The organism is Nodularia harveyana UHCC-0300 (assembly GCF_034931085.1).
GTDB classification, from domain to species: domain Bacteria; phylum Cyanobacteriota; class Cyanobacteriia; order Cyanobacteriales; family Nostocaceae; genus Nodularia; species Nodularia harveyana.
On sequence record NZ_JAYGHG010000031.1, the window covers coordinates 1 to 20,268 of the forward strand.

Annotated in this window: 16 protein-coding genes, 1 tRNA gene and 1 pseudogene; 7 read left to right on the top strand and 11 right to left on the bottom strand. The window is 41.2% G+C overall.

Annotated features, from left to right (window positions below):
* From VB620_RS16375 to VB620_RS16400, 6 genes and pseudogenes are all read right to left on the bottom strand, one after another.
* Nucleotides 1-195, bottom strand: a pseudogene (locus VB620_RS16375) (RNA-guided endonuclease TnpB family protein); the annotation flags it as partial.
* Nucleotides 196-562: 367 nt separating this feature from the next.
* Nucleotides 563-1,123 (bottom strand): hypothetical protein, encoded by a 561-nt coding sequence (locus VB620_RS16380; RefSeq protein ID WP_323197226.1) that lies wholly within the window; start codon nt 1,121-1,123, stop codon nt 563-565.
* A complete protein-coding gene (locus VB620_RS16385; RefSeq protein ID WP_323197227.1) occupies nt 1,123-2,511 on the bottom strand; it encodes an AAA family ATPase in 1,389 nt (462 codons plus the stop codon). The genes VB620_RS16380 and VB620_RS16385 overlap by 1 nt, the downstream gene beginning before the upstream one ends.
* Before the next feature lie 124 nt (nt 2,512-2,635).
* Entirely contained in the window at nt 2,636-6,070 is a 3,435-nt protein-coding gene (gene mfd / locus VB620_RS16390; protein ID WP_323197228.1) for a transcription-repair coupling factor, read from the bottom strand.
* A 181-nt stretch (nt 6,071-6,251) separates the two neighbouring features.
* On the bottom strand, nt 6,252-7,433 hold the full coding sequence (locus tag VB620_RS16395) for an aldo/keto reductase (protein WP_323197229.1): 1,182 nt from the start codon (nt 7,431-7,433) through the stop codon (nt 6,252-6,254).
* Between the two features lie 157 nt (nt 7,434-7,590).
* Nucleotides 7,591-8,805 (bottom strand): HhoA/HhoB/HtrA family serine endopeptidase, encoded by a 1,215-nt coding sequence (locus VB620_RS16400; RefSeq protein WP_323197230.1) that lies wholly within the window; start codon nt 8,803-8,805, stop codon nt 7,591-7,593.
* 368 nt (nt 8,806-9,173) lie between these two features.
* Here VB620_RS16400 and VB620_RS16405 point away from each other — a divergent pair, with 368 nt between their 5' ends.
* Nucleotides 9,174-10,001, top strand: coding sequence for a DUF975 domain-containing protein (locus tag VB620_RS16405; protein ID WP_323197231.1), 828 nt, complete (start codon nt 9,174-9,176; stop codon nt 9,999-10,001).
* Between the two features lie 71 nt (nt 10,002-10,072).
* Complete coding sequence (locus tag VB620_RS16410; RefSeq protein WP_323197232.1) at nt 10,073-10,471, top strand: metal-sensitive transcriptional regulator; 399 nt, start codon at nt 10,073-10,075, stop codon at nt 10,469-10,471.
* On the opposite strand, the gene VB620_RS16415 is transcribed toward VB620_RS16410, so the two are convergent.
* Both VB620_RS16415 and VB620_RS16420 read right to left on the bottom strand, forming a co-directional pair.
* Nucleotides 10,472-11,557, bottom strand: coding sequence for a glycoside hydrolase family 3 protein (locus VB620_RS16415; protein ID WP_323197269.1), 1,086 nt, complete (start codon nt 11,555-11,557; stop codon nt 10,472-10,474).
* Nucleotides 11,558-11,664: 107 nt separating this feature from the next.
* Complete coding sequence (locus VB620_RS16420; protein ID WP_323197233.1) at nt 11,665-12,498, bottom strand: 2OG-Fe(II) oxygenase; 834 nt, start codon at nt 12,496-12,498, stop codon at nt 11,665-11,667.
* Nucleotides 12,499-12,792: 294 nt separating this feature from the next.
* Here VB620_RS16420 and VB620_RS16425 point away from each other — a divergent pair, with 294 nt between their 5' ends.
* Nucleotides 12,793-13,689, top strand: coding sequence for a class I SAM-dependent methyltransferase (locus tag VB620_RS16425; RefSeq protein WP_323197234.1), 897 nt, complete (start codon nt 12,793-12,795; stop codon nt 13,687-13,689).
* 22 nt (nt 13,690-13,711) lie between these two features.
* On the opposite strand, the gene VB620_RS16430 is transcribed toward VB620_RS16425, so the two are convergent.
* Nucleotides 13,712-14,485, bottom strand: coding sequence for a glycosyltransferase family 2 protein (locus tag VB620_RS16430; RefSeq protein ID WP_323197270.1), 774 nt, complete (start codon nt 14,483-14,485; stop codon nt 13,712-13,714).
* A gap of 356 nt (nt 14,486-14,841) precedes the next feature.
* Complete coding sequence (locus VB620_RS16435; protein WP_323197235.1) at nt 14,842-14,973, bottom strand: hypothetical protein; 132 nt, start codon at nt 14,971-14,973, stop codon at nt 14,842-14,844.
* Between the two features lie 54 nt (nt 14,974-15,027).
* Between VB620_RS16435 and pds the strand changes: the two genes are divergently transcribed.
* The 4 genes from pds (at nt 15,028) to VB620_RS16455 (ending at nt 19,303) form a co-directional block, all read left to right on the top strand.
* A complete protein-coding gene (pds, locus tag VB620_RS16440; RefSeq protein ID WP_323197236.1) occupies nt 15,028-16,467 on the top strand; it encodes a 15-cis-phytoene desaturase in 1,440 nt (479 codons plus the stop codon).
* Entirely contained in the window at nt 16,451-17,383 is a 933-nt protein-coding gene (gene crtB / locus VB620_RS16445) for a 15-cis-phytoene synthase CrtB (protein WP_323197237.1), read from the top strand. The genes pds and crtB overlap by 17 nt, the downstream gene beginning before the upstream one ends.
* A 281-nt stretch (nt 17,384-17,664) precedes the next feature.
* Nucleotides 17,665-17,756: transfer RNA gene (locus tag VB620_RS16450), tRNA-Ser, on the top strand.
* 236 nt (nt 17,757-17,992) lie between these two features.
* The gene (locus VB620_RS16455; protein ID WP_323197238.1) at nt 17,993-19,303 is read left to right on the top strand and encodes an ABC transporter substrate-binding protein; all 1,311 of its coding nucleotides are present in this window, start codon (nt 17,993-17,995) and stop codon (nt 19,301-19,303) included.
* Nucleotides 19,304-19,368: 65 nt separating this feature from the next.
* Here the strand turns inward: VB620_RS16455 and VB620_RS16460 are convergent, their stop codons facing one another.
* Nucleotides 19,369-19,965 carry a hypothetical protein gene (locus tag VB620_RS16460; RefSeq protein ID WP_323197239.1) on the bottom strand — a complete coding sequence of 199 codons (597 nt, stop codon included), beginning with the start codon at nt 19,963-19,965 and terminating at the stop codon, nt 19,369-19,371.
* Nucleotides 19,966-20,268 lie beyond the last annotated feature (303 nt).

A 20,268-nucleotide genomic window follows, 5' to 3' on the forward strand; every position in this document is an offset into this window, starting at 1 on the left:
GTTCAAAGATTTGACAAAGGGAAACTCATTTCTGAGTGCTTTGCTGAGGCGATACAGTTCTTTTTGTCCTACTCCTCGGTTATCCATCCAAAAACGGATACTCTTGTTGCGAACAAATTGAGCGGTTCTAATCGCTTCATAAATAGCAGTGTATTGAGTTGTTTTCCCTTTGGCTTTGAACTCTAAGACAATCATTTTACGTGGAAAACTTATACGCAACAAATTATATCATCTAAAAGTCGCCGTAGAACGGCGAGGCTTTAGACCCAGTTTTTTGGTAAAAAGTTTCAACTACTCTACACCTATTTCGATAAATTTGCTAATAATTCTCCTGGGGAAAAATAATTTGCTTGGCTGGTATCTTTGGGAGGATTTCAGGGTTTTACCTAGATGTAAAGAAAACAGAAAGTTAAGAAACAGAGTTTTACCTATAGTCCGAGGATGCTGAACCATAGGGAATGGTCTAGAAACATACTATGCGTGATCATAGTGCCATAAACTAGCGCACTTTTAAGTAGTATTATGTAAATTAAAATTTTTGATAGAAAGCCATTAACTCTATTCATTCGATCAAATGATTGAATTGAAGATAATGTGGAGAGCTAATTTTTAGCATCCGCTCTGGACTGTCATGATACTCAGTTTCTTTTTTCCGTGTTGTTTTTTTATGAATATTGATATTTCTAATAGTGACGAAGCGATAAACATAACTGTCAAGAAATTTAGGTTGTCCCCAAAACTCTTTGCCAATTTTTTGGCAATAGGCAATAAAACACTGTGCGCCCCTAAGTTGTTGAATGATTTCCCATTCTTTGCTTGTCGTACGTTTTGCCTTCATCTCAATACAGACAATAACTTTTTTTGTATGGGTATCGGCGACAATGACAAAATCCGCACGTTTGCACTCACCTTTTGAGCCAATAAAAACTGTATCCGGTGACTTAAATTGATCTGCCTTGATAACAATAATTTCATCCTCGTCAGGTATTCCACGAATTGTTACAAAACAGTTGGGGAGGTCAGCCTCTTGGAGTTTGACTATTTTATTGCCGTGAGAATCATTTTCTAGTGGTACTGTAGCAGTTTCCTTGATTATCTGTTTGAGGATAGCAATATCAGACATTAATCCTCACCCCAGACAATCGCTTCCTGAATCCGGTTCATCGTTTCAATGGTTCTATCAAAGCTGTGAGCTTCAATACCTAGTTCTGGGTGGATATCTGCTGGTATCAGGGTTTGACATTTAGTTTTTTTTGTTTTGCCCTCTAGCATTATGGATGCTTCTTCCGCAATATAAACTTTAATTTTTTCCGAAGAAATCAGTTCTGCTGCTCGATATTCTTCTTCTTCAGCAATCCGCTTGAGATGAGGTTTATCATGGTTGAGCATGATCAGCGTATTCAGTTCTTTGATAATGTAATCACTGTGAGTGGTGATAAAAATCTTGATGCCGAGGTTCACCAGTCGGGCAAATAGCCGTGCGACGCGACGCTGGTTTTCCGGGTGTAGATTCAGTTCGGGTTCATCCACCATCAGTAAATCACCCAGTTGGGCTTCGTGTCTTAAGTAAAAGCCGATGTCTAGTAGAGAACGCACAGCGCTAGAACTTTCACTCATAGAAAGCTGAAGTCGTTTACCCTTCTTTGGTTCATAATAAAGTTCATCATTACGGGTGACGGTGTATTTACCACCGATGATGTCAGCAAAATCTTCTAGTACATCAGGATGGTTCTCAGTAATGAAACTACTTTTTTTGACAATTGTTTCAAGTTGCCGGATAAAGTCCACATTTGTCTTGATTGGCAGAGCATAATCTCCATAATCTTTCAGTAGCAGTTTTACTCGATCAATATTTTGGCCAGCCTGACCTATTTCTTCAAATAAGCGATTGCGGTCAAAATTTAACTCTTTACGAAAAATGGCAGCACCAGTTCGTTCGGTACTCGCTATGAAAGGGCGAGGGAAAAAATGACCAAAAATGATGTCTTTCAGTGCATCGGCAATGATGTGATCAAGGATTTCAGTAGGGATTTTTACCTTCTCTTTCTCAACAAGTAGAGTAACAACTAATTCTGTGCTTTCTTCACTTTTGGTAATAGAGAAAAGTGATACCTCACCGGAGCCAATTTTTAGATCAAATTTTCTTGATAAACGAATATTTTCTGTGTCTATAATCACCTGGAATTCTGTTTCTTTAAATCGTTCAGCCTGTGCCGCAAAAATTTTCGGTAATTCCTTGGTATATGCCTGACAACCTTGATAAACTATCTGTTCAGTCTGTTCGACATATTCTTTTATATCAATACGAACTACGCCATCAGCAAGAAGCCTGTCGATCTGATCGGCGTTGATTTTGATGGAAAGCCTATCTTGCCAAGTAGCCAAAAAGCCAAACAACGCATAAGTAGCATAGGTCTTACCTGTATTATTGCCGCCACAAATGATTGTCATGTCGCCCAATGTGAATTCGGCTTGCTTTAAAGCACCAAGATTTTTGACTTTAATTTTCATTGCCGTATTCCTTTAGGAATTATCTTCTAACTTTACTCTCTAACAATGCCTTGTAGCATTTATTTCTTTGTATCCGAGATATATGTATATCTCGACTCAAGAATGGTTATTGCTTAACTACTTATCAAACAACAACCGCCTCTGCAACAGCACCTTGCATTTTATTCATCGCATCTAGTAAACTTTGCAATTGTTGGTCGGCTTTTAATACTGCTAAACCCCGGACTGTGACTTTACCAGGAGAGTAAACAAAACGGGTCTTTAAATGTTCTGGTAAATTCCCTGCTAGTAAATTCCAAGCAGGTTCTTCCATTGGTGTTTCTAAAACAATGTGTTGTTTATTCTCTGGTTTAATGCGGCTAAATCCTAATTTTTTCGCTAGCTGTTTGAGTTCCATAACTCGTAAAAGTTGATTGGCTGGGACTGGTAAATTACCATAGCGATCGCCCCACTCAGCTGCGATATACTGTAATTCTTCGGGAGACTTAGCCGCCGCCACTGCTCGGTAAGCACTCATCTTTTGATCCACGTCGGGAATATAATCGGAAGGAATAAATGCTGTGAGGTTGAGGTCAACTTGAGTATCATCAACTTTGGGGATTTCCTGGCCTCTAATTTCTCGAATTGCTTCCTCTAACATTTCCATATACAAATCAAAGCCGATAGCTTCCATTTGTCCAGACTGTTCTGCACCTAACAAGTTACCCACACCCCGGATTTCCATGTCCCGCATGGCGAGTTGATAACCGGAACCGAGTTGAGTAAATTCCTGAATTGCTCGCAGTCTTTGCCGTGCAGCCTCTGATAAAGCCCGTTGCTTAGGATAAAATAACCAGGCGTGTGCTTGGATTCCAGCACGTCCCACACGTCCACGGAGTTGGTATAATTGCGATAACCCGAAACGGTGGGCATCTTCAATTAAAATGGTGTTGACTCGCGGAATATCTAAACCAGATTCAATAATTGTGGTACAAACTAGAATATCTGCATCACCATTACTAAACGTCAGCATGGTTGATTCTAACTCGCTTTCATCCAGACGACCATGGGCGATCGCAAACCTTGCCCCCGGTATCATTTCCCGTAAATGAGTAGTAAGTTCTTCAATCCCCTCAACACGTGGAACCACATAGAAGACTTGTCCGCCCCTGTCTAATTCTTGACGAATGGCACTGCGGACAATTTCCGGATTGAGTGGCGCGAGGTGGGTTTTAATCGCCCTTCTGGTGGGGGGTGGTGTGGTAATTAAACTCATTTCCCGAATCCCCGACAAAGACATATATAAGGTGCGAGGAATGGGCGTGGCGGAAAGGGTGAGAACATCAACTTCAGTTTTCAGGCTTTTAATTTTCTCTTTTTGGTTCACCCCAAATCGTTGTTCTTCATCTACTACTAACAGTCCTAAATCCCGGAAGCTGACATTTTTCCCTAAAAGTTGCTGTGTCCCCACGACGATATCCAATTCCCCCGTGGCTAATCGCTTTTGAATAGTGCGGCGTTCTTCAGCACTGCGAAACCGATTCAGTAAGCCAACATTTATCGGGTAAGGTGCAAAGCGTTCTTTAATTGTGTGGTAGTGTTGCTGAGTCAGAATCGTAGTCGGCGCTAACAGTGCTACTTGTTTCCCGGAGGTGACAGCTTTGAAAATCGCCCGAATTGCGACCTCTGTTTTCCCAAAACCCACATCACCACAGACTAAACGATCCATTGGGCGATCGCTTTCCATATCCCGTTTGACATCTTGCACAGCTTTTAACTGGTCGGTGGTGGCTTGGTAGGGGAAGGAGTCTTCCATTTCTTCTTGCCAAGGCATATCTTGGGGATAGCTATAGCCTTCCTGTTTAGATCGGGCTGCATACAGTTTCAGCAAATCCACCGCTAATTTTTTGATGGCTTTGCGAACGCGGTTTTTGGTATTATCCCAAGCCTTACCAGTCATTTTATGCAGTTCTGGGGCTTTATCTCCAGTGCGGCGAAATCGGGATAAAGAACCCACTTGATCGGCTGCAACTCTCAGGATACCGTCAGCATACTGCACTACCAAATAATCGCGGGTTTCGTGATTAATACTTAAACTTTCTAACTTGACAAATTTCCCAATTCCGTGGCTGCGGTGAACCACATAATCACCTTCACGCAGCTTGTTTGGGTCTACTTGCTTAGAACTGGCTTGGCGACGCTTGCGGATATATCCCGGTGTGGCGAGGGAATGCTGTCCGTAAAATTCCCGGTCTGTGACGACGACTAGGCGATATGTCGGTAAAATAAAGCCTTCCAATTCCGCCAAACCAGAATACTTCAGGGCTATGGGTATATGGTTAATTTGTAACTTGTCTATGGCTTGGTAGTCGCGGGGATTGGGGATAAATTGCGCCGGACAATCGTGTTCTTGCAGTAGAGAGACTGAACGGGAAGGTTGGGCAGAAATTAGCCAAGTTGAGAAATTGCGATCGCGCTCTTGTCTGAGAGTTGCTGCTAGTTTATTAAATTGGTGGGGTGTCACTGGTAACGACCGACTAGCCAAATTTATCCCACTGTTTTCCTCTGCTAGTTCTGATAAATATAAAGTGGGAAATTTTGTAACATCAGCCAGACATTGATCAAAAGAACGGTGAATTTTCGGTAATTCTTCCCCACTCCCTTCCCATTGTTCCTCCGCATTTTCCACCCAGCGATCGCTATGTGCATGACACTGTTCTGGTTCATCCACAGCAATCAGGGTATTTTCACCCAAATAATCTAAAAGTGAAGCCGGTTGTGTGAAACCCAAACCCAGAAACCGCCGACTACCTTCTAAACTGTCTGAATCTGACTGCAACTGAGAGTTTTCTTGGAGTGCTTCCCAGACAATCGGTGCAAAACTAGTGGGAGTTAGGGTCAATTGTGCAATTTTATCAAGGGCAGAACGTTGAGTAGCTGGATCAAATTCGCGGATTTTCTCAACTTCATCACCAAACCACTCTAACCGCACAGGCATTTCTGAGGAAACAGGAAAGACATCGACAATATCACCGCGCCGACTCCATTGACCTTCCGTTTCCACCAGTGGTACTCTTTCATAGCCCAACCTGGTGATTTTTTCCCCAAAGGTATCCAAATTAAACTCCATCCCCCGCTTGACATGGAGACAGAAAGGCATAAAAGCTGCTGGCGGTGGTAAGTGTGGTTGTAACGCCCCAGCTGTCGCCACAATTGCCAGGGAAGGCTTGGTTGTGTCTTCACTATTCACCAAATCAGCCAGAACCTGCATCTGTCCCCAAGTCATTTCTGTTTCTGGGTCAAAGGGTTCATAAGGCGACGCTTCCGAAGTCGGGTAAAAATGCACTGTCTGCCATCCCATCGCCTCTAACTGTGCAAAAGCGCGTCCCCCTTCCTCTAGAGTTGGAACTACTACCAACAAATTTCTTCCCGAACTTTGCGCCAAAGCCGAAGCAACTAGACCTTTCGGTAAACGAGATATGCCATTTAACCGCAATTCTTGTTGACGATTTAATTTGGAAAGTAATTCAGTGCTGAGTGGCGATCGCCCCAAGGCGCGGACAATAGAAGAAAATGCCATAAGTTTTACTACAGGAGGAAGTCGTTAAAAATAACAGAAATAGGACTGACGCACAAATTATGAAAAAACGAACCACAAAGGACACAAAGGACACGAAGTTAAGAGGGTTTGAGAGAGTTCTTGCGTAAGTCCTATTAGATTGGAATTCAATCCAAAATCCAAAATCCAAAATCTAAAATTCCTAACTCTTCGATAACCGTTTAACTTCCTCACCAGCTAACATTTCATGGGCTTGGGCTAACTTATGCAGAATTTTGTCGGCGTGGGGGCTATTGACTAGAGATGGTCTTAAGTTTAGTTCCTCTAAGCGGTCGGCTTTGTTACCAGGAAACCAGTGACTACCATTACCCAGGAGGTTGTAGCGCTTTTTGGCGTATTCTACTAAATCGTAGGCGGTGACTAAATTTAACAACCACAAAATCACGGGAATATTTACCTCTCCCGGTGTGTTTTCCCATCTCGGTAAGTTAGTCTCCCAAGTTTTCACCCAATCTTCTCCTAAACTGGCGATCGCTTCTTGTTCTAATTTACTCAAAATCGGCGGCAAAATTTCCTCAGCCTGGTCTAAATATTCCAAGGTTTTCAGATGTTCGTCAAAATCTGTGGGTTTCGCTGCACCCAAACTCAGAGTATGTACTTGTTTATGACTCAGACAAAACAAATCATTAAACACCATGGGACTCAAAGGATGGCAAAGATTAACTAACTTTTGCGGTGGTTTATATAGCATTCCCCCTTTATCTGAGGGACTAATAATAAATACCCCCATATCATGACGGTTAGCCGCTAAAATTGCTTCCCAATTCCATTGATTAATATAGTACCAATGTAGATTTACATAATCAAATTGATTGGTATTTATTGCCTGAATAATTATATCTTTAGGTCCATGAGTAGCAAAGCCGATAAATTTTACTTTTCCCTCTTTTTGCAATTGCTGCGCCACCTCTAAACAGCCACCGGGACGCATACTATTATCAAAAGATTCAGCATGATTAATCCCATGTATTCCCAGCAAATCAATATAATCTAACTGAAGATTTTGCAGTGATTCTTCAAAGGTTTGGCGAAATTCTGCCGCATCTGCTACCGGATTGATTTTTGTCTGGATAATTAATTGATCACGCGGAAACTCCGGTAATATCCGCCCCAATTGCATTTCCGATGTCCCATACCCACGGGCAGTTTCAATATGATTAATTCCCAATTCCATCGCCCGGCGAATAGTAGCTTCTAAATTTGCCTGATTATCCTCCGGAATTTCAGAACTAGGTACATCTTGCCATTTAAACTGATATCTCATACCGCCACAAGAAAAAACAGGCATCTGTAATTCTGTGCGGCCAAATCTTCTATATAACATTAGTTTTAAATGTACAAAAATTTTGAGGAGAAGTAGGTACTAATTTAAGAGTTCTACTTCTCCCTTCAGTGATTTCTAGTTACGCAAAATACCCCGCCAACTCTCATGACTCTGTGTACTCTGCGTCCTCTGCGGTTACTTACTCCCTAACACTTACCTAACCAGGATCTTGTAACTCAGCCGTGCGAATTGAAAGTACCTGTGTCTGATTGCTGCGTTGTACTTTCACTTGCAATAATTGACCAAGACGACTATTTTCGACAAAATTCTGTAACTTCTCAGCACTAGTCACAGGTTCTCGATCAATTTGCAGAATTACGTCTCCCCGTCGCACACCTCCCAGCGCCGCAGGAGAATTAGGAATGACTCGCATCACCAAAACACCATTAATTTCTGGTATTTGAATCGGAGAGTTGGGGTCAGTATTATTCTGCTTTGCTAGTTCTGGGGTTAAAGTAACCATTTGTACACCTAAATAGGGGTGAATTACTTTCCCGTCACGTTGCAATTTCAGAGCGATCGCCTTAGCCTTATCAATGGGAATAGCAAAACCAATACCCATAGCATCAGGACGAATTGCTGTATTAATTCCGATAACTTCTCCCCGTTCATTTAACAGTGGTCCCCCGGAATTACCAGGATTAATCGCCGCATCGGTTTGGATAAAGTCCAAGCGTTTATCAGCAATTCCCACTTGGGCGCTAGAACGTTTCAGAGTGCTGACAATTCCCAAAGTGACGGTATTATCAAATCCTAAAGGATTACCCACTGCGATCGCCCAATCTCCCACTTGTACCGCATCCGAATCACCCAAAGGCGCAACTGGTAAATCTCGATCAGGGTTAATCTTGACAACCGCTAAATCCGTCACCTCGTCAATACCTTGAACCTTACCTTCGTAAGTACGGCCATCCTTCAAGCGTACTGTGACTCTATCAGCTTTATCAACCACATGGGCATTAGTTAAAACTAAGCCACCTTTATCGATAATGAACCCCGAACCTAAACCGCGTAATTGTTCAGAAGGTAACTGTTGGGGGAATCCATCACCAAAAAATCTCCGGAAAAATGGGTCTTCCATAAATGGGTCCATCCGCCGCGTAATAGTACGTTCAGTATCAATCCGTACTACTGCTGTTCCCACACGATTCACAGCTGCTGTCACAAAACTAGTGCTACCAATAGCCGCATTAGCTGGTGATTTTGGGACGGTAATATCTGAAACATCAGCATCAGCCCCGATACTTGGCGCAGGTTCAGCTTGAGAAGGTAAGACATGGAAACTGCTGACCGTTAGCGCCACAGCTAAAATGACGGATAACAGATAAAAACTAAGTTTACGTACAAAACCGCTTTCTTGAGAAAATCGCATAATCACAACCCAATTGAGAAGCTTAATTCTGAGATCAGTTTGAAAACTCTATTTACACTTATTTTGACAGAATTGATGATAACGCTGATCTCTTGGCGTTAGCATTCTTTTGAGAGACGACGGGCTGTCCAATCAAAAACACTCAACCACCTAGTACAAGTCGGCGTAAATCAAAAGCCTAGAGGATAAGATTTTTGACTTCCTAGCTGTACTAGCCGCAAAAATATCATTAGGTATCATAAATCAGCATACTTTAACTCTGTATGTTACTTTTCTTAGTATAATTTATTTCTTTATATTTCCTTACTTGTATTTAAATGACTGTAAAATGAGTTTGAGTTTATGTAATTTTAGGGGAATTTACTTCTATGGCCGGAAATATGAGTTCTCCTTCTCCTCAGCCGACAAAACCACTCGATGTCAGCAAAGTTATCACTGCTGCCGTGCGGTTGTATCGCCCCCATATTCAAGAGTATTTTTTACTAGCGCTCAAAGCTCTTCTCTGGCTACTGGTTCCCGTGTATGGTTGGGCTAAGTTTTTTGCTCTCACAGCTCTAATTTCTCGCTTGGCTTTTGGTGAATTGGTAAATCAGCCAGAAAGCATACCTTCTGGAGAACGCTTTGTTAATTCTCGCCTGTGGCAGTTTTTGTTCGAGAAATTATTATTACTACTTCTATTTACTGGAGTAGGAATAAGCCTGGGGATAATATTTTTTTTGATATCAGGTTTGTTATCGCCCTTACTAATTCAATTAAACAGTTTCGTTGCTGTTGCTGTTTCGGTTCTATTGATCTCTGTAGCGGTGATAGTAATATCAGTAGGATTTTCATTGACCATGACCAGGTTCTACTTAGTAGAAGTAGTTTTGGCTGTTGAAGAAAATGTGGATAGCTTATCAGCCATCAGTCGCACTTGGAAACTAACCGAGGGTTACGGTTGGAGGATATGGTTAATTTACTTTGTTTGGTCTTTAATCACGATACCTGTTCAGATAGCCATGCAAGTTTTGTTTGAAATCATCTCAGTTTTATCACGGTTGTTAACACTCCTCCCTGCGATCGCATTCGTAGCCGTAATTTTCATTACGATTGCTCTAATGTTACCCCTTTATCAAACTATCACCGCCGTGGTTTACTACGAAATACGTAGTCGCCAGGAAGGTTTGGGCTTAAAGCTACGGGACGGCGAAATCTAAAACAATAGTTTTTCTGTGATTCTTGATCCTCTAGGCTAATATCTAAAGTATTGCCAGTGCCTGGATCACTAATGAATAGATTAAACCGATCAGCCCAAGAATCTTTGTCGACATCCCAGCCAGTAGAAAACGCCCAGAATCATGATATGGAAAAGCCAACCAATGATAGTCATGATCATGGTAAATCAGCACATCCTCATGTTCATAGCGAAGAGTCGTTACGAAAAATTGTTAATCGACTATCACGGATAGAAGGGCATATTCGGGGTATTAAAACAATGGTGCAGCATGATAGCCCTTGTCCTGATGTTTTATTACAGATTGCGGCTGTGCGGGGTGCGTTGGATAAAGTGGCGCGAATTATTTTAGATGAACATTTGACAGAATGTATTGTTAGAGCCGCTCAGGAAGGTAATATGGAAGTAGAGTTGGCGCAGTTAAAAGCTGCTTTAGATCGATTTCTGCCCTAATTAATCACAACAGGCGATCGCTAGTTCCGCGTGTCTCTGTAAAATATCTTTATCCAAAGCCTGAACACCATATTGGGGCGTGACCGCCAGTAATTTTCTAATTCTCTCCCTAGCCGCCGCTACAACTGATTCATCCAGGCTACCTTTCCTTAAAGAATCAGCAAAATCCTCAGCCATCTGATAGGTACGTTCAATCGATACAGAATTAAGATTACGTGAGATAATAAACAAATCACAACCAGCATTAACAGCCCGCGCCATAGTACCAGGTTGAATAAACATCTCTGACACAGCTTTCATATCCAAATCATCAGATACCACCACTCCTTTAAAACCCAACTCATCCCGCAAAATCTTCTTGAGGATAGCCGGGGAAAGTGTCGCCGGGAAACGAGAATCTATCTGCGGAAACAAAATATGCGCCGTCATAATTAAAGGAACTTCCTCCGAAATCAGCGCCTTAAATGGGATCAGTTCCCGCACCCGTAAATCTTCTAAACTCAGATTCAGTACCGGTAATTCCAGATGAGAATCTTGGCTAGTGTCTCCATGTCCAGGAAAGTGTTTAGCACATCCTAAAATTCCCCCTTCCTGAAGTCCTCTGTAATACTCACACACACCTTCAGCCGTAGTTTCCGGGGTATAGCCAAAAGCACGAGTCCCGATAATCGGATTTTCCGGACGGGAAAAAATATCTGCAACAGGAGACCAGGATACATTTATTCCCAAAGATTTCAATTCTAAAGCTGTAGCTTTTGCCACTTTCCGGGAGTCGGAACCCAACAACAAAGCATCAGGAAATCGGGTAATGGGTAGCGGTGTCCGTACCACCCTTCCCCCTTCGTGATCTAATGTCATAAACATAGAATCACGTTCCGCATATTCCCTGATTTGGTCGTTCAGATTTTGGAAACTTTCCAGCCACACGTCATAAGGCGTACCATCCAGAAAGTTTTTGCCAAAAAAGATCACTCCAACTGGTTTTAATACACTCAGTATACGTTTATCGTCATCACTCAAAGCAGTATCAGACACACCAAGTATCAAGTGATTGCCAAAATTCTCTAAATCTTCAGACCCTACCATCATCCTTCACCGATAATTCTGTCACAAATAATTGATATCATCCATCAACTAACCACCTCTACTATCCTTCGGGGTAGCTGGAACTGGGGGAATATATTCCCGTTTCATCAGGACTTTTTAGCATCTTTATGATAAAAATGAGGCTTTTTCAGGCGATTTTTAAAGATTTTACGCACCACATTCCGTAAGTAAGCATCTCCTCTCAAAACCATATCCCTGAGATTCTGTTCTGGGCGACCACGAAAGGAAGTAACATGATAATACTTTCCTGTATCAGCAGGTTGGGGTGAAAAGTAATAGTTAGACACGCAACAACGGCGACCATGATGATTAATCGGGCTGACAGAGTGCCAAGAATTTTTATTAGTAACCATAATCACTAACCTGTTGAACTTACTATGAATAGTTCTACAAGGATGTTTTAAACCTTTATCCCAAACTTCTAAGTTCCCGCCATAGCTTTCTTTCCAGTCGGGACTTACATAATACAATAAATTCAAAACTCGATAATTACTAATATCTTTATCATGGGAATTATCCAGATGAGGATTTAGAAAACACCCATCTTCCATGAGGCTAACACCACCAGCGTAAAGGTATTCATCTGGCATTAATTCTTGTAATCCCGTGATTTCACTAATTAGCTCCACTACTCTGGCATCTTGAAAAGCATAGATTATTTCTTCTAAAATTGGATTATATTTATCTAATTGTATCCCTACATATTTATGCTCTCTCAGGTCTTTTAACTGCAATAAGTCTTCTTGATTGGGAAAAGCATTATAGATTTTGAATACATCGCTTTCATTTAATAAATCATCTAAATAACAGGTACTTATGCGGTTATTAATTCCAAATTCTTGCTTTAAAGCCGATTTAGCATCTTGCAATTTATTGACAATTTGGTCAGCATAATAATTCCTGAGATTTGTCTTTACCATTGATGATTTATTCCGTATATACTAAATAATACTAGAATATTATACCTGATTTCTAGGAAAATGGTATAACTGAATACAGTATATCCGCAAGAATGTTAGTTTAGCCAATCTGAATTTAGAAAAACATTAAATATTAGTGCGCATTTTCAGGAAAATTTATATTATCTTAAGAAAGTCAATCATGGGTGTATACAAGCTAATAATTATTTCTAACTAAAAATAAGCGTAGTTTGTTATACTTCGTATGATCAGAAAACCACACACCCAGTAAATACACTTTAAACATTTCCATAAATGTTGAAACAAGTAAATACAAATTGTTATCAGTACTTTGCTCTACCTAGTAAAATTTCCAGACGGGATGAAGATATTATTGTTTACCCAATTTTAAATCCCTCTCCAGCCATAAAAGCTAACAGTTACTACTTTGGGCATCCAGAATGGGGCTTAAACTATTTTCAAGCTTGTCACAGAGATGAAAATTTTATCGAACTTTGGCGAGCCGTGATTGGTAGTTGGCAAGATAAAATAGTGGTAGATATCGGTTGTGGTGCGGGGAATATATATGCCTCTCTCCAACCCTATTGTGGTCAGCCGCAATTGTTACTAGGTGTAGATGTGTCTCTCGGCGCACTGAGAATGGCTAGTAAAATAGGATATACAGCAGTGCTGGCAGATGCTCATAACCTGCCTTTTGTTTCTGGTTTTGCTGATATTGTCATGCTGAATGCTTCCTTGCATCATTGCGATGATATGGCAAGAGTCTTGCAAGAAGCCGCTAAATTGTTACGCCCTGGTGGGTTATTAATCACAGACCACGATCCCCAAAAAAGTGCTTATCAGTTCAAAGGTATCGGCTCACTATTATGGGAATTACGTTTGCCAATTTATAAGTTGCTCAAACGAGGGGGACATTCCACGACAGAAGAACAAGCTTGGTGTTTAGCCACAGAGGTGCATCACAAGGCCTGTGATGGTGTGACATCAGAAATGTTTCACCAATTGCTAGACCCAATGGGGTTTAAAGTTAATATCTACCCTCATAATCATACAGTTGGTGCAGCAGCATTAAAGGGTAATTACGGTAAGCCATTTTGGAAGTATCGTTTAGCTCAAAGATTATCAGGTATAAACCCCAGCTTACGAGAGGCGGCTTTAACTTTGATGTGTGTTGCGACTCGGATGGATTGATACTCTATTACACCAACTTATTTTAATGAATTTTTAATTTCTCCGCCTCAATGATCCGAATTGCTAGGATAGTTTCTGCTAGAACACGATGGAATACATAATACCAACCATACCAACCATCGAAAATCCAGCCCTCTATAATTAAGCAATATATAAATACCATCCAAGGTGCTAAGACTTTTCGTCTACGAATCCGATCAACCCAATCGAGTTCGTGGATAGGAGTTTTTATTATTTTTTGGGCTTCTAAGATTGTGTAACGTTGTTGTGACCATAACCAACGACTAAATGGTTTACGATCATCATGATAAAGATAGCTAGATAATATGGCTGATTTACCACTCTGTTGCAAAACTTGTGTATGTCCATCATCAATATAAATAGCTTTGCTTTTTTGAAATAGCACTTGACGGGGAGGGAGTATTCTGGTGTTACGGACAGGTTTACCCAATACACAGTACTTGAACTGGACAAAATAGCCATCGATTTCTCCATCCACAGGTAAGGCTGCTATTTCAGCGATTAAATCGTCTGTAACTATATAGTCTGCATCTAGAGAAAGCACCCAAGGAGTTTTTACTTGTTCTAAGCCATAGTTCCATTGTTTACCGTGGGTGTCGAATTCACGTTTAAATACCTGGACTTGTTGATTAGAATTGAGTATTTCTAAGGTTGTATCGGTACTATAGCTATCAATAACTATGATTTTTTCAGCCCAGGTCAGGCGCTGAAGCGTGCGTTTAATATTGGCCGCTTCATTGTAAGTCAGAATCAGAGGAGTAATTTGTTCTAGCATGGAAGCAATCATAATTCTGTCAAAATTAAACTAATTCTTTGTAATAACTGTTTGATTAGAAGATGAGATAATTCATTGAGTTTGTCATTGATTTTAGTTATAACTTTCATAGATTATTACTTATTGATAATACTCGGTCATCTTATCAGTGGGTCAGGACTGATTTTCTAATTCTCTTGGATGAAGAAACAATATTTGTTTGTGAGATTGTAAATTGATACCTTCTGGAAAATAAAAACTACTAATTCTAGCATTAGATAAAAAAATCTCCGAACATTGGGCAGATAAATTACATAAATTAACTTATCTCTAGAGAATATTTGAGACTGGGGACAAAAAATTAGTATATAACTGAATCAATGATTGGCTACTTGAGTAGTAATGATGCTGGCGCTTTGCTGTTGTTGGTGGATCTCAGTCAAATTCCTTTGAAAAGAAGTTTTTGCACAAGCGATCGCACAACCCCTGCCAAATGTAACAGATTGCAACGTATAATGAGAACGATAAAACGATCAAAAAATATTAGAAGGCAGTAAGTTTAAATGCGAGTAGCGATCGCGGGTGCTGGACTAGCAGGACTATCCTGCGCAAAATATCTCACAGACGCAGGTCACACTCCCATTGTCTTGGAAAGCCGGGATGTACTGGGTGGTTTGGTTGCGGCGTGGAAAGATTCTGACGGCGACTGGTATGAAACCGGATTACACGCCTTTTTTGGAGCCTACCCCAATATGCTTCAATTGCTCAAGGAATTGGGCATCGAAGACAGACTCCAGTGGAAAGACCATACACTGATTTTCAATCAACCAGACAAACCTGGGACACTCTCACGTTTTGATGTTCCAGATATTCCATCTCCTTTTAACATCATTGCTTCGATTCTCCGGAACAATGATATGTTGACCTGGGAACAGAAGATTCGGTTTGCAATTGGCCTACTACCAGCAGTGGTTCGAGGTCAAAAGTATGTTGAAGAGATGGATAAATACAGCTTCTTAGAGTGGCTGGAAAGGCAAGGCGTTGACGAACGAGTAACTAGTGACGTTTTTATCGCCGCCTGTAAAGCACTCACCTTTATCAATCCTGATGAAGTTTCTGCCACAATTCTCTTAACCGCACTAAATCGCTTTCTCCAAGAACGTTATGGTTCCAAGATTGCATTTTTAGATGGTTCCCCCACAGAGCGATTGTGTCAGCCCATAGTAGATTACATCACCGAGAGAGGTGGAGAAGTCCGTCTTAACTCCCCTTTAAAACAGATTTTACTCAACCCTGACGGCACTGTCCAAGGATTTTTGCTCAGGGGGTTAAATGGTGCGGAAGATCAAGTGTTGACGGCTGATATGTATGTATCCGCCATGTCAGTTGACGTACTAAAAGTGATGTTACCAGAACCTTGGCAGCAAATGGAGTATTTCCAGAAGCTAGAAGGTTTAGAAGGTGTCCCTGTAATTAACCTCCATCTGTGGTTTGATCGTAAACTAACAGAAATTGATCACCTACTGTTTTCACGATCGCCCCTCCTCAGCGTTTATGCTGATATGAGCAATGCTTGTCGTGAATATGCTAATCCCGATCGCTCGATGTTGGAATTAGTTTTAGCTCCGGCAAAAGATTGGATCACCAAATCAGATGAGGAAATTGTTACCGCCACCATTGCAGAGTTGGAAAAACTCTTCCCTGACCATTTTGGAGGAGAAAATCCCACCAAATTGCTGAAATCTCACGTAGTGAAAACACCGCGTTCAGTTTACAAAGCGACCCCAGGTCGTCAACAGTACCGCCCTGTACAGGAAACCCCCATTTCTAACTTCTTTCTCTCAGGAAGTTACACCATGCAACGCTATTTAGGCAGTATGGAAGGTGCCGTACTTTCTGGTAAGCTGACAGCGCAAGCAATTTCTGATGCATCCCCAGTAGCAAATTCCTCAGACCTGCAAACGCCAACCCGACCGCCCGCAACGAATGCTGCAACTGCCTGATTCCCCTCCGCGCATGAAAACGCTGGTCTCTGTAGACGAGTCCTATAAACTTTGTCGGCAACTTATAGCCAAGTATTCCGCGACTTTTTACCTAAGCACTTTGCTCCTGAGCGAAGAAAAACGTCCCGCTATTTGGGCGATTTACGCTTGGTGTCGCCGCACAGATGAACTGGTAGATGGCCCTGCATCTGCCATGACTACACCAGAAACCCTAGATTTATGGGAACAGCAGCTGGAATCAATTTTTGCTGGTAACCCAGTGGAAAATTATGATGTAGCTTTGGCTGATACTGTTCGACGCTTTCCCATGGACATTCAGCCCTTCCGGGATATGATTGCCGGTCAGCAGATGGATTTATATCGCAGTCGCTATGAAACCTTTGAGGATTTATACCTCTACTGTTACCGCGTCGCTGGTACTGTCGGCTTAATGTCAACCTCAGTTATGGGATTGGATGAAACCAGAAATACAGCCCCGTGGAACTATAAACAACAGTCTTATATGCCCACGCCTGAAGAAATTGCCTTAGGAATAGCCAAGCAACTCACTAACATTCTCAGAGATGTCGGCGAAGATGCACGACGTGGGCGAATTTATATTCCTCTAGAGGATTTGGCACGATTTAATTACACCGAGGAAGACTTATTCAAAGGTGTAGTAGATGATCGTTGGCGCGCCCTGATGCAGTTTCAAATTAACAGAGCTAAAGAGTTTTATACTAAAGCCGAAAGAGGTATTACTTACCTATCAGCTGATGCTCGTTGGCCTGTTTGGGCGGCTCTCATGCATTACAGTCGAATTTTAACCATAATTGAACGTAACGATTACAACGTGTTTACTCGCCGTGCCTACGTACCCCAATGGCAAAAATTACGTTCTTTGCCATTGGCCTGGATGCGAGCGCAAGTGCTTTAAGACCCTTAGTAGTCAGAATAATTCGTAATTCGTAAGTTTTGCACCCCATAAATAAATTCAGGTAAACCTGAAACAGTGAATGCATTTCATACAAATCAAGTAGCTCTGTCTATTAATTACGAATTACGAATTATTTGATCAAGTATTCATTGTTCATGATTATCTCAGAAAGCGATCGCCATAGGGAATAATTCCAGAACTAATCACCCTAGAAAAAAATTGACTTCTGGGTGTTGACAAACTCTAAACAGTTTGCTATCGTTAATACCTGTAACCCACCTGGAGAGGTGGCTGAGTGGTCGAAAGCGACAGATTGCTAATCTGTTGTACGGCAGGTAACTCCGTACCGAGGGTTCGAATCCCTCCCTCTCCGTTTTTAAATGTTTAGATATATTCTTCGTATTCCTGAGACACCAGCTAAACTTACTGGTCCTGTGTGTGTCAATGTAGAATTGAGCAAGAAATATTGATGTGTTTGTAAAAAGTTTTACTTCTCTGGGTAAATGCTATTATTTATCCTTTGGAGTCTATTAAGATCGAGCTAATCTACAAATGTAGTTTGAATCTTGCTTTTAGGCTCATGAATAACATGAGGAGTGAAAGTAAACTATGCCAAAAATTCATACTGCTTTAGGGTTGAGTCTAGCTACCCTCGTCACGGGTTTTCTTTTGGGAGCTTGTGAAAACCCTGATAACACCAATAACACCAACAACACTAATAACACCAATAACACTACTGATACTAGTCAAGGGTTAAAAATTGGGAGTTTACTACCAGCCACTGGTGATCTCGCTTCCATTGGGCAGCAAATGTCCGCCGCAGTCCCCTTGCTAGTGGAGACTGTTAACGCTTGCGAAGGTGTAAATGGTCAACCAGTTACCCTCATAGAAGTAGACGACCAAACCGACCCTAGAGCGGGTGCAGCTGGTATGACTAAACTAGCAACCCTTGAGAAAGTCGCTGGTGTAGTTGGTTCTTTTGCTAGCAGCGTTTCTACTGCTGCTGTTTCAGTGGCCGTACCGAATCAAGTGATGATGGTTTCTCCTGGTAGTACTAGTCCAGTGTTTACAGAAAAAGCACAACAAGGGGACTTTAAAGGTTTTTGGGCGCGTACAGCTCCCCCTGATACCTACCAAGCATTAGCATTAGCTCAATTAGCTAATCAAAAAGGCTTTAAGCGAGTTTCTACAGTCGTGATTAATAACGACTATGGGGTTGGATTTGAAAAAGCATTTATACAAGCTTTTGAGAAATTAGGTGGCACTGTAGTTAATAAAGATCAGCCTGTGCGCTACGACCCCAAAGCTCAAACATTTGATACTGAAGCTGCTGCGGCTTTTGCTGGAGAACCAGATGCAGTTGTAGCGGTTCTATATGCGGAAACAGGGAGTCTTCTCCTTAAAACTGCTTACCAGCAAGGTTTAACTGATGGTGTTCAAATTTTGCTCACAGATGGAGTTAAATCACCGACTTTTCCTGATCAAGTAGGTAAAACTAGTGATGGGAAATATCTCTTAGCTGGGGCGCTGGGTACAGTCCCTGGTTCCGACGGTAAAGCATTAGCCGATTTCAACAAACTGTGGTCAGAGAAAAAAGGCGGTTCTCCAGGAGAATTTGCTCCCCAAGCTTGGGATGCTAGTGCTTTGTTGGTACTCGCCGCCCAAGCCGCCCAGGAAAACACAGGAACTGGTATTGCTAGCAAAGTCCGTGATATTGCTAATGAACCTGGTATAGAAGTTACTGATGTCTGTGAAGGGCTGAAGTTACTCAGAGATGGTCAAGAAATTAATTACCAAGGGGCTAGCGGTAATGTAGATGTTGATATCAATGGTGATGTTGTCGGTGTCTACGATGTTTGGAGTGTAGAAACGGATGGCAAAATTGAGGTAGTTGATAAAGTTACTCCTACTCCTCAATAGTAAGTTCCTTCGGCTAGAAGTTTTTCCCCATAGCTACATAGCCCACAACGGTGGGCTGAATTTGACTAAGGCTGATTGACGCTGGCTTCTAGAGTTTTGACTTGGGTTTGTAGTTCGACAATTCTTTGTAAATGCGATCGCTCCAAGGAATAACCTAACCAAATAAAGCTACCACCAAATACAGTGACCACTCCAACTAAAATACCAGTCAGCAATGTCACCTGAGAGCGAAGATGCTTCACTTCCTGAAGCTGATACTGAGGCTTACTCACAGAAGTTGGTTGAGGTTCGGAATTTTTCAGCACCAATTCTGCTTTTTCTGGCTCCGCGCTTGTAAAAGTAACTTTGCTTTCTAACCAGTTAGTAATTAATTGAGAACCATTCTTTTTAAACCAGCGCCAAGCCAAAATTCTAAATACTGGCTTGGATGTCCTGGAAATGATTTTCAGACTTCTATTCAGAGTTCGAGAACGAAACTTATCGTTAATCAGGTTAATTGACCCGACATCATAAAGTGAACCTAATACTAATTTCACTGTCGCTTCTTCTCTAGAAACCAAATTTTGCAATAACAAAAAGACATCATGGATAAGTTCTTCTTCTTTTTGCTGTTCTAGGGCAAAGTTGGGATTATCTTTGGAGAATTTCTCTGATTTATTCATATATCAATTGGCGTTTTTTATTTTTCGTTTATTTGTGAAAACAGATTTTATAGCTGCTATTTAGGTAGATAATGGTAGTGAATATACTTATTACAGAAAATTTATGATATTAATATATATATTAAACTTACGCCAGATTTTCTGTTTTATGGCCACTTAAATAAGTATTACAACAATTAAAACTATCTCTAAATCTAGATATTTCAATTATTTGAAAAATTTTTGTGTACGTTTCAGAATTTTGCTGTGATTTTATATGGGATGTAATCGCATAATTTAAGCAATAATAACATATTACACATT

What these genes read in the sequence shown, in the direction of transcription:
- VB620_RS16400 (WP_323197230.1), bottom strand. Translation starts at nt 8,805, where the DNA reads ATGCGATTTTCTCAAGAAAGCGGTTTTGTACGTAAACTTAGTTTTTAT.
- VB620_RS16425 (WP_323197234.1), top strand. Translation starts at nt 12,793, where the DNA reads ATGTTGAAACAAGTAAATACAAATTGTTATCAGTACTTTGCTCTACCT.
- VB620_RS16410 (WP_323197232.1), top strand. Translation starts at nt 10,073, where the DNA reads ATGAATAGATTAAACCGATCAGCCCAAGAATCTTTGTCGACATCCCAG.
- VB620_RS16415 (WP_323197269.1), bottom strand. Translation starts at nt 11,557, where the DNA reads ATGGTAGGGTCTGAAGATTTAGAGAATTTTGGCAATCACTTGATACTT.
- VB620_RS16420 (WP_323197233.1), bottom strand. Translation starts at nt 12,498, where the DNA reads ATGGTAAAGACAAATCTCAGGAATTATTATGCTGACCAAATTGTCAAT.
- VB620_RS16405 (WP_323197231.1), top strand. Translation starts at nt 9,174, where the DNA reads ATGGCCGGAAATATGAGTTCTCCTTCTCCTCAGCCGACAAAACCACTC.
- pds (WP_323197236.1), top strand. Translation starts at nt 15,028, where the DNA reads ATGCGAGTAGCGATCGCGGGTGCTGGACTAGCAGGACTATCCTGCGCA.
- VB620_RS16380 (WP_323197226.1), bottom strand. Translation starts at nt 1,123, where the DNA reads ATGTCTGATATTGCTATCCTCAAACAGATAATCAAGGAAACTGCTACA.
- VB620_RS16395 (WP_323197229.1), bottom strand. Translation starts at nt 7,433, where the DNA reads ATGTTATATAGAAGATTTGGCCGCACAGAATTACAGATGCCTGTTTTT.
- mfd (WP_323197228.1), bottom strand. Translation starts at nt 6,070, where the DNA reads ATGGCATTTTCTTCTATTGTCCGCGCCTTGGGGCGATCGCCACTCAGC.
- VB620_RS16385 (WP_323197227.1), bottom strand. Translation starts at nt 2,511, where the DNA reads ATGAAAATTAAAGTCAAAAATCTTGGTGCTTTAAAGCAAGCCGAATTC.
- VB620_RS16460 (WP_323197239.1), bottom strand. Translation starts at nt 19,965, where the DNA reads ATGAATAAATCAGAGAAATTCTCCAAAGATAATCCCAACTTTGCCCTA.
- VB620_RS16455 (WP_323197238.1), top strand. Translation starts at nt 17,993, where the DNA reads ATGCCAAAAATTCATACTGCTTTAGGGTTGAGTCTAGCTACCCTCGTC.
- VB620_RS16430 (WP_323197270.1), bottom strand. Translation starts at nt 14,485, where the DNA reads ATGCTAGAACAAATTACTCCTCTGATTCTGACTTACAATGAAGCGGCC.
- crtB (WP_323197237.1), top strand. Translation starts at nt 16,451, where the DNA reads ATGCTGCAACTGCCTGATTCCCCTCCGCGCATGAAAACGCTGGTCTCT.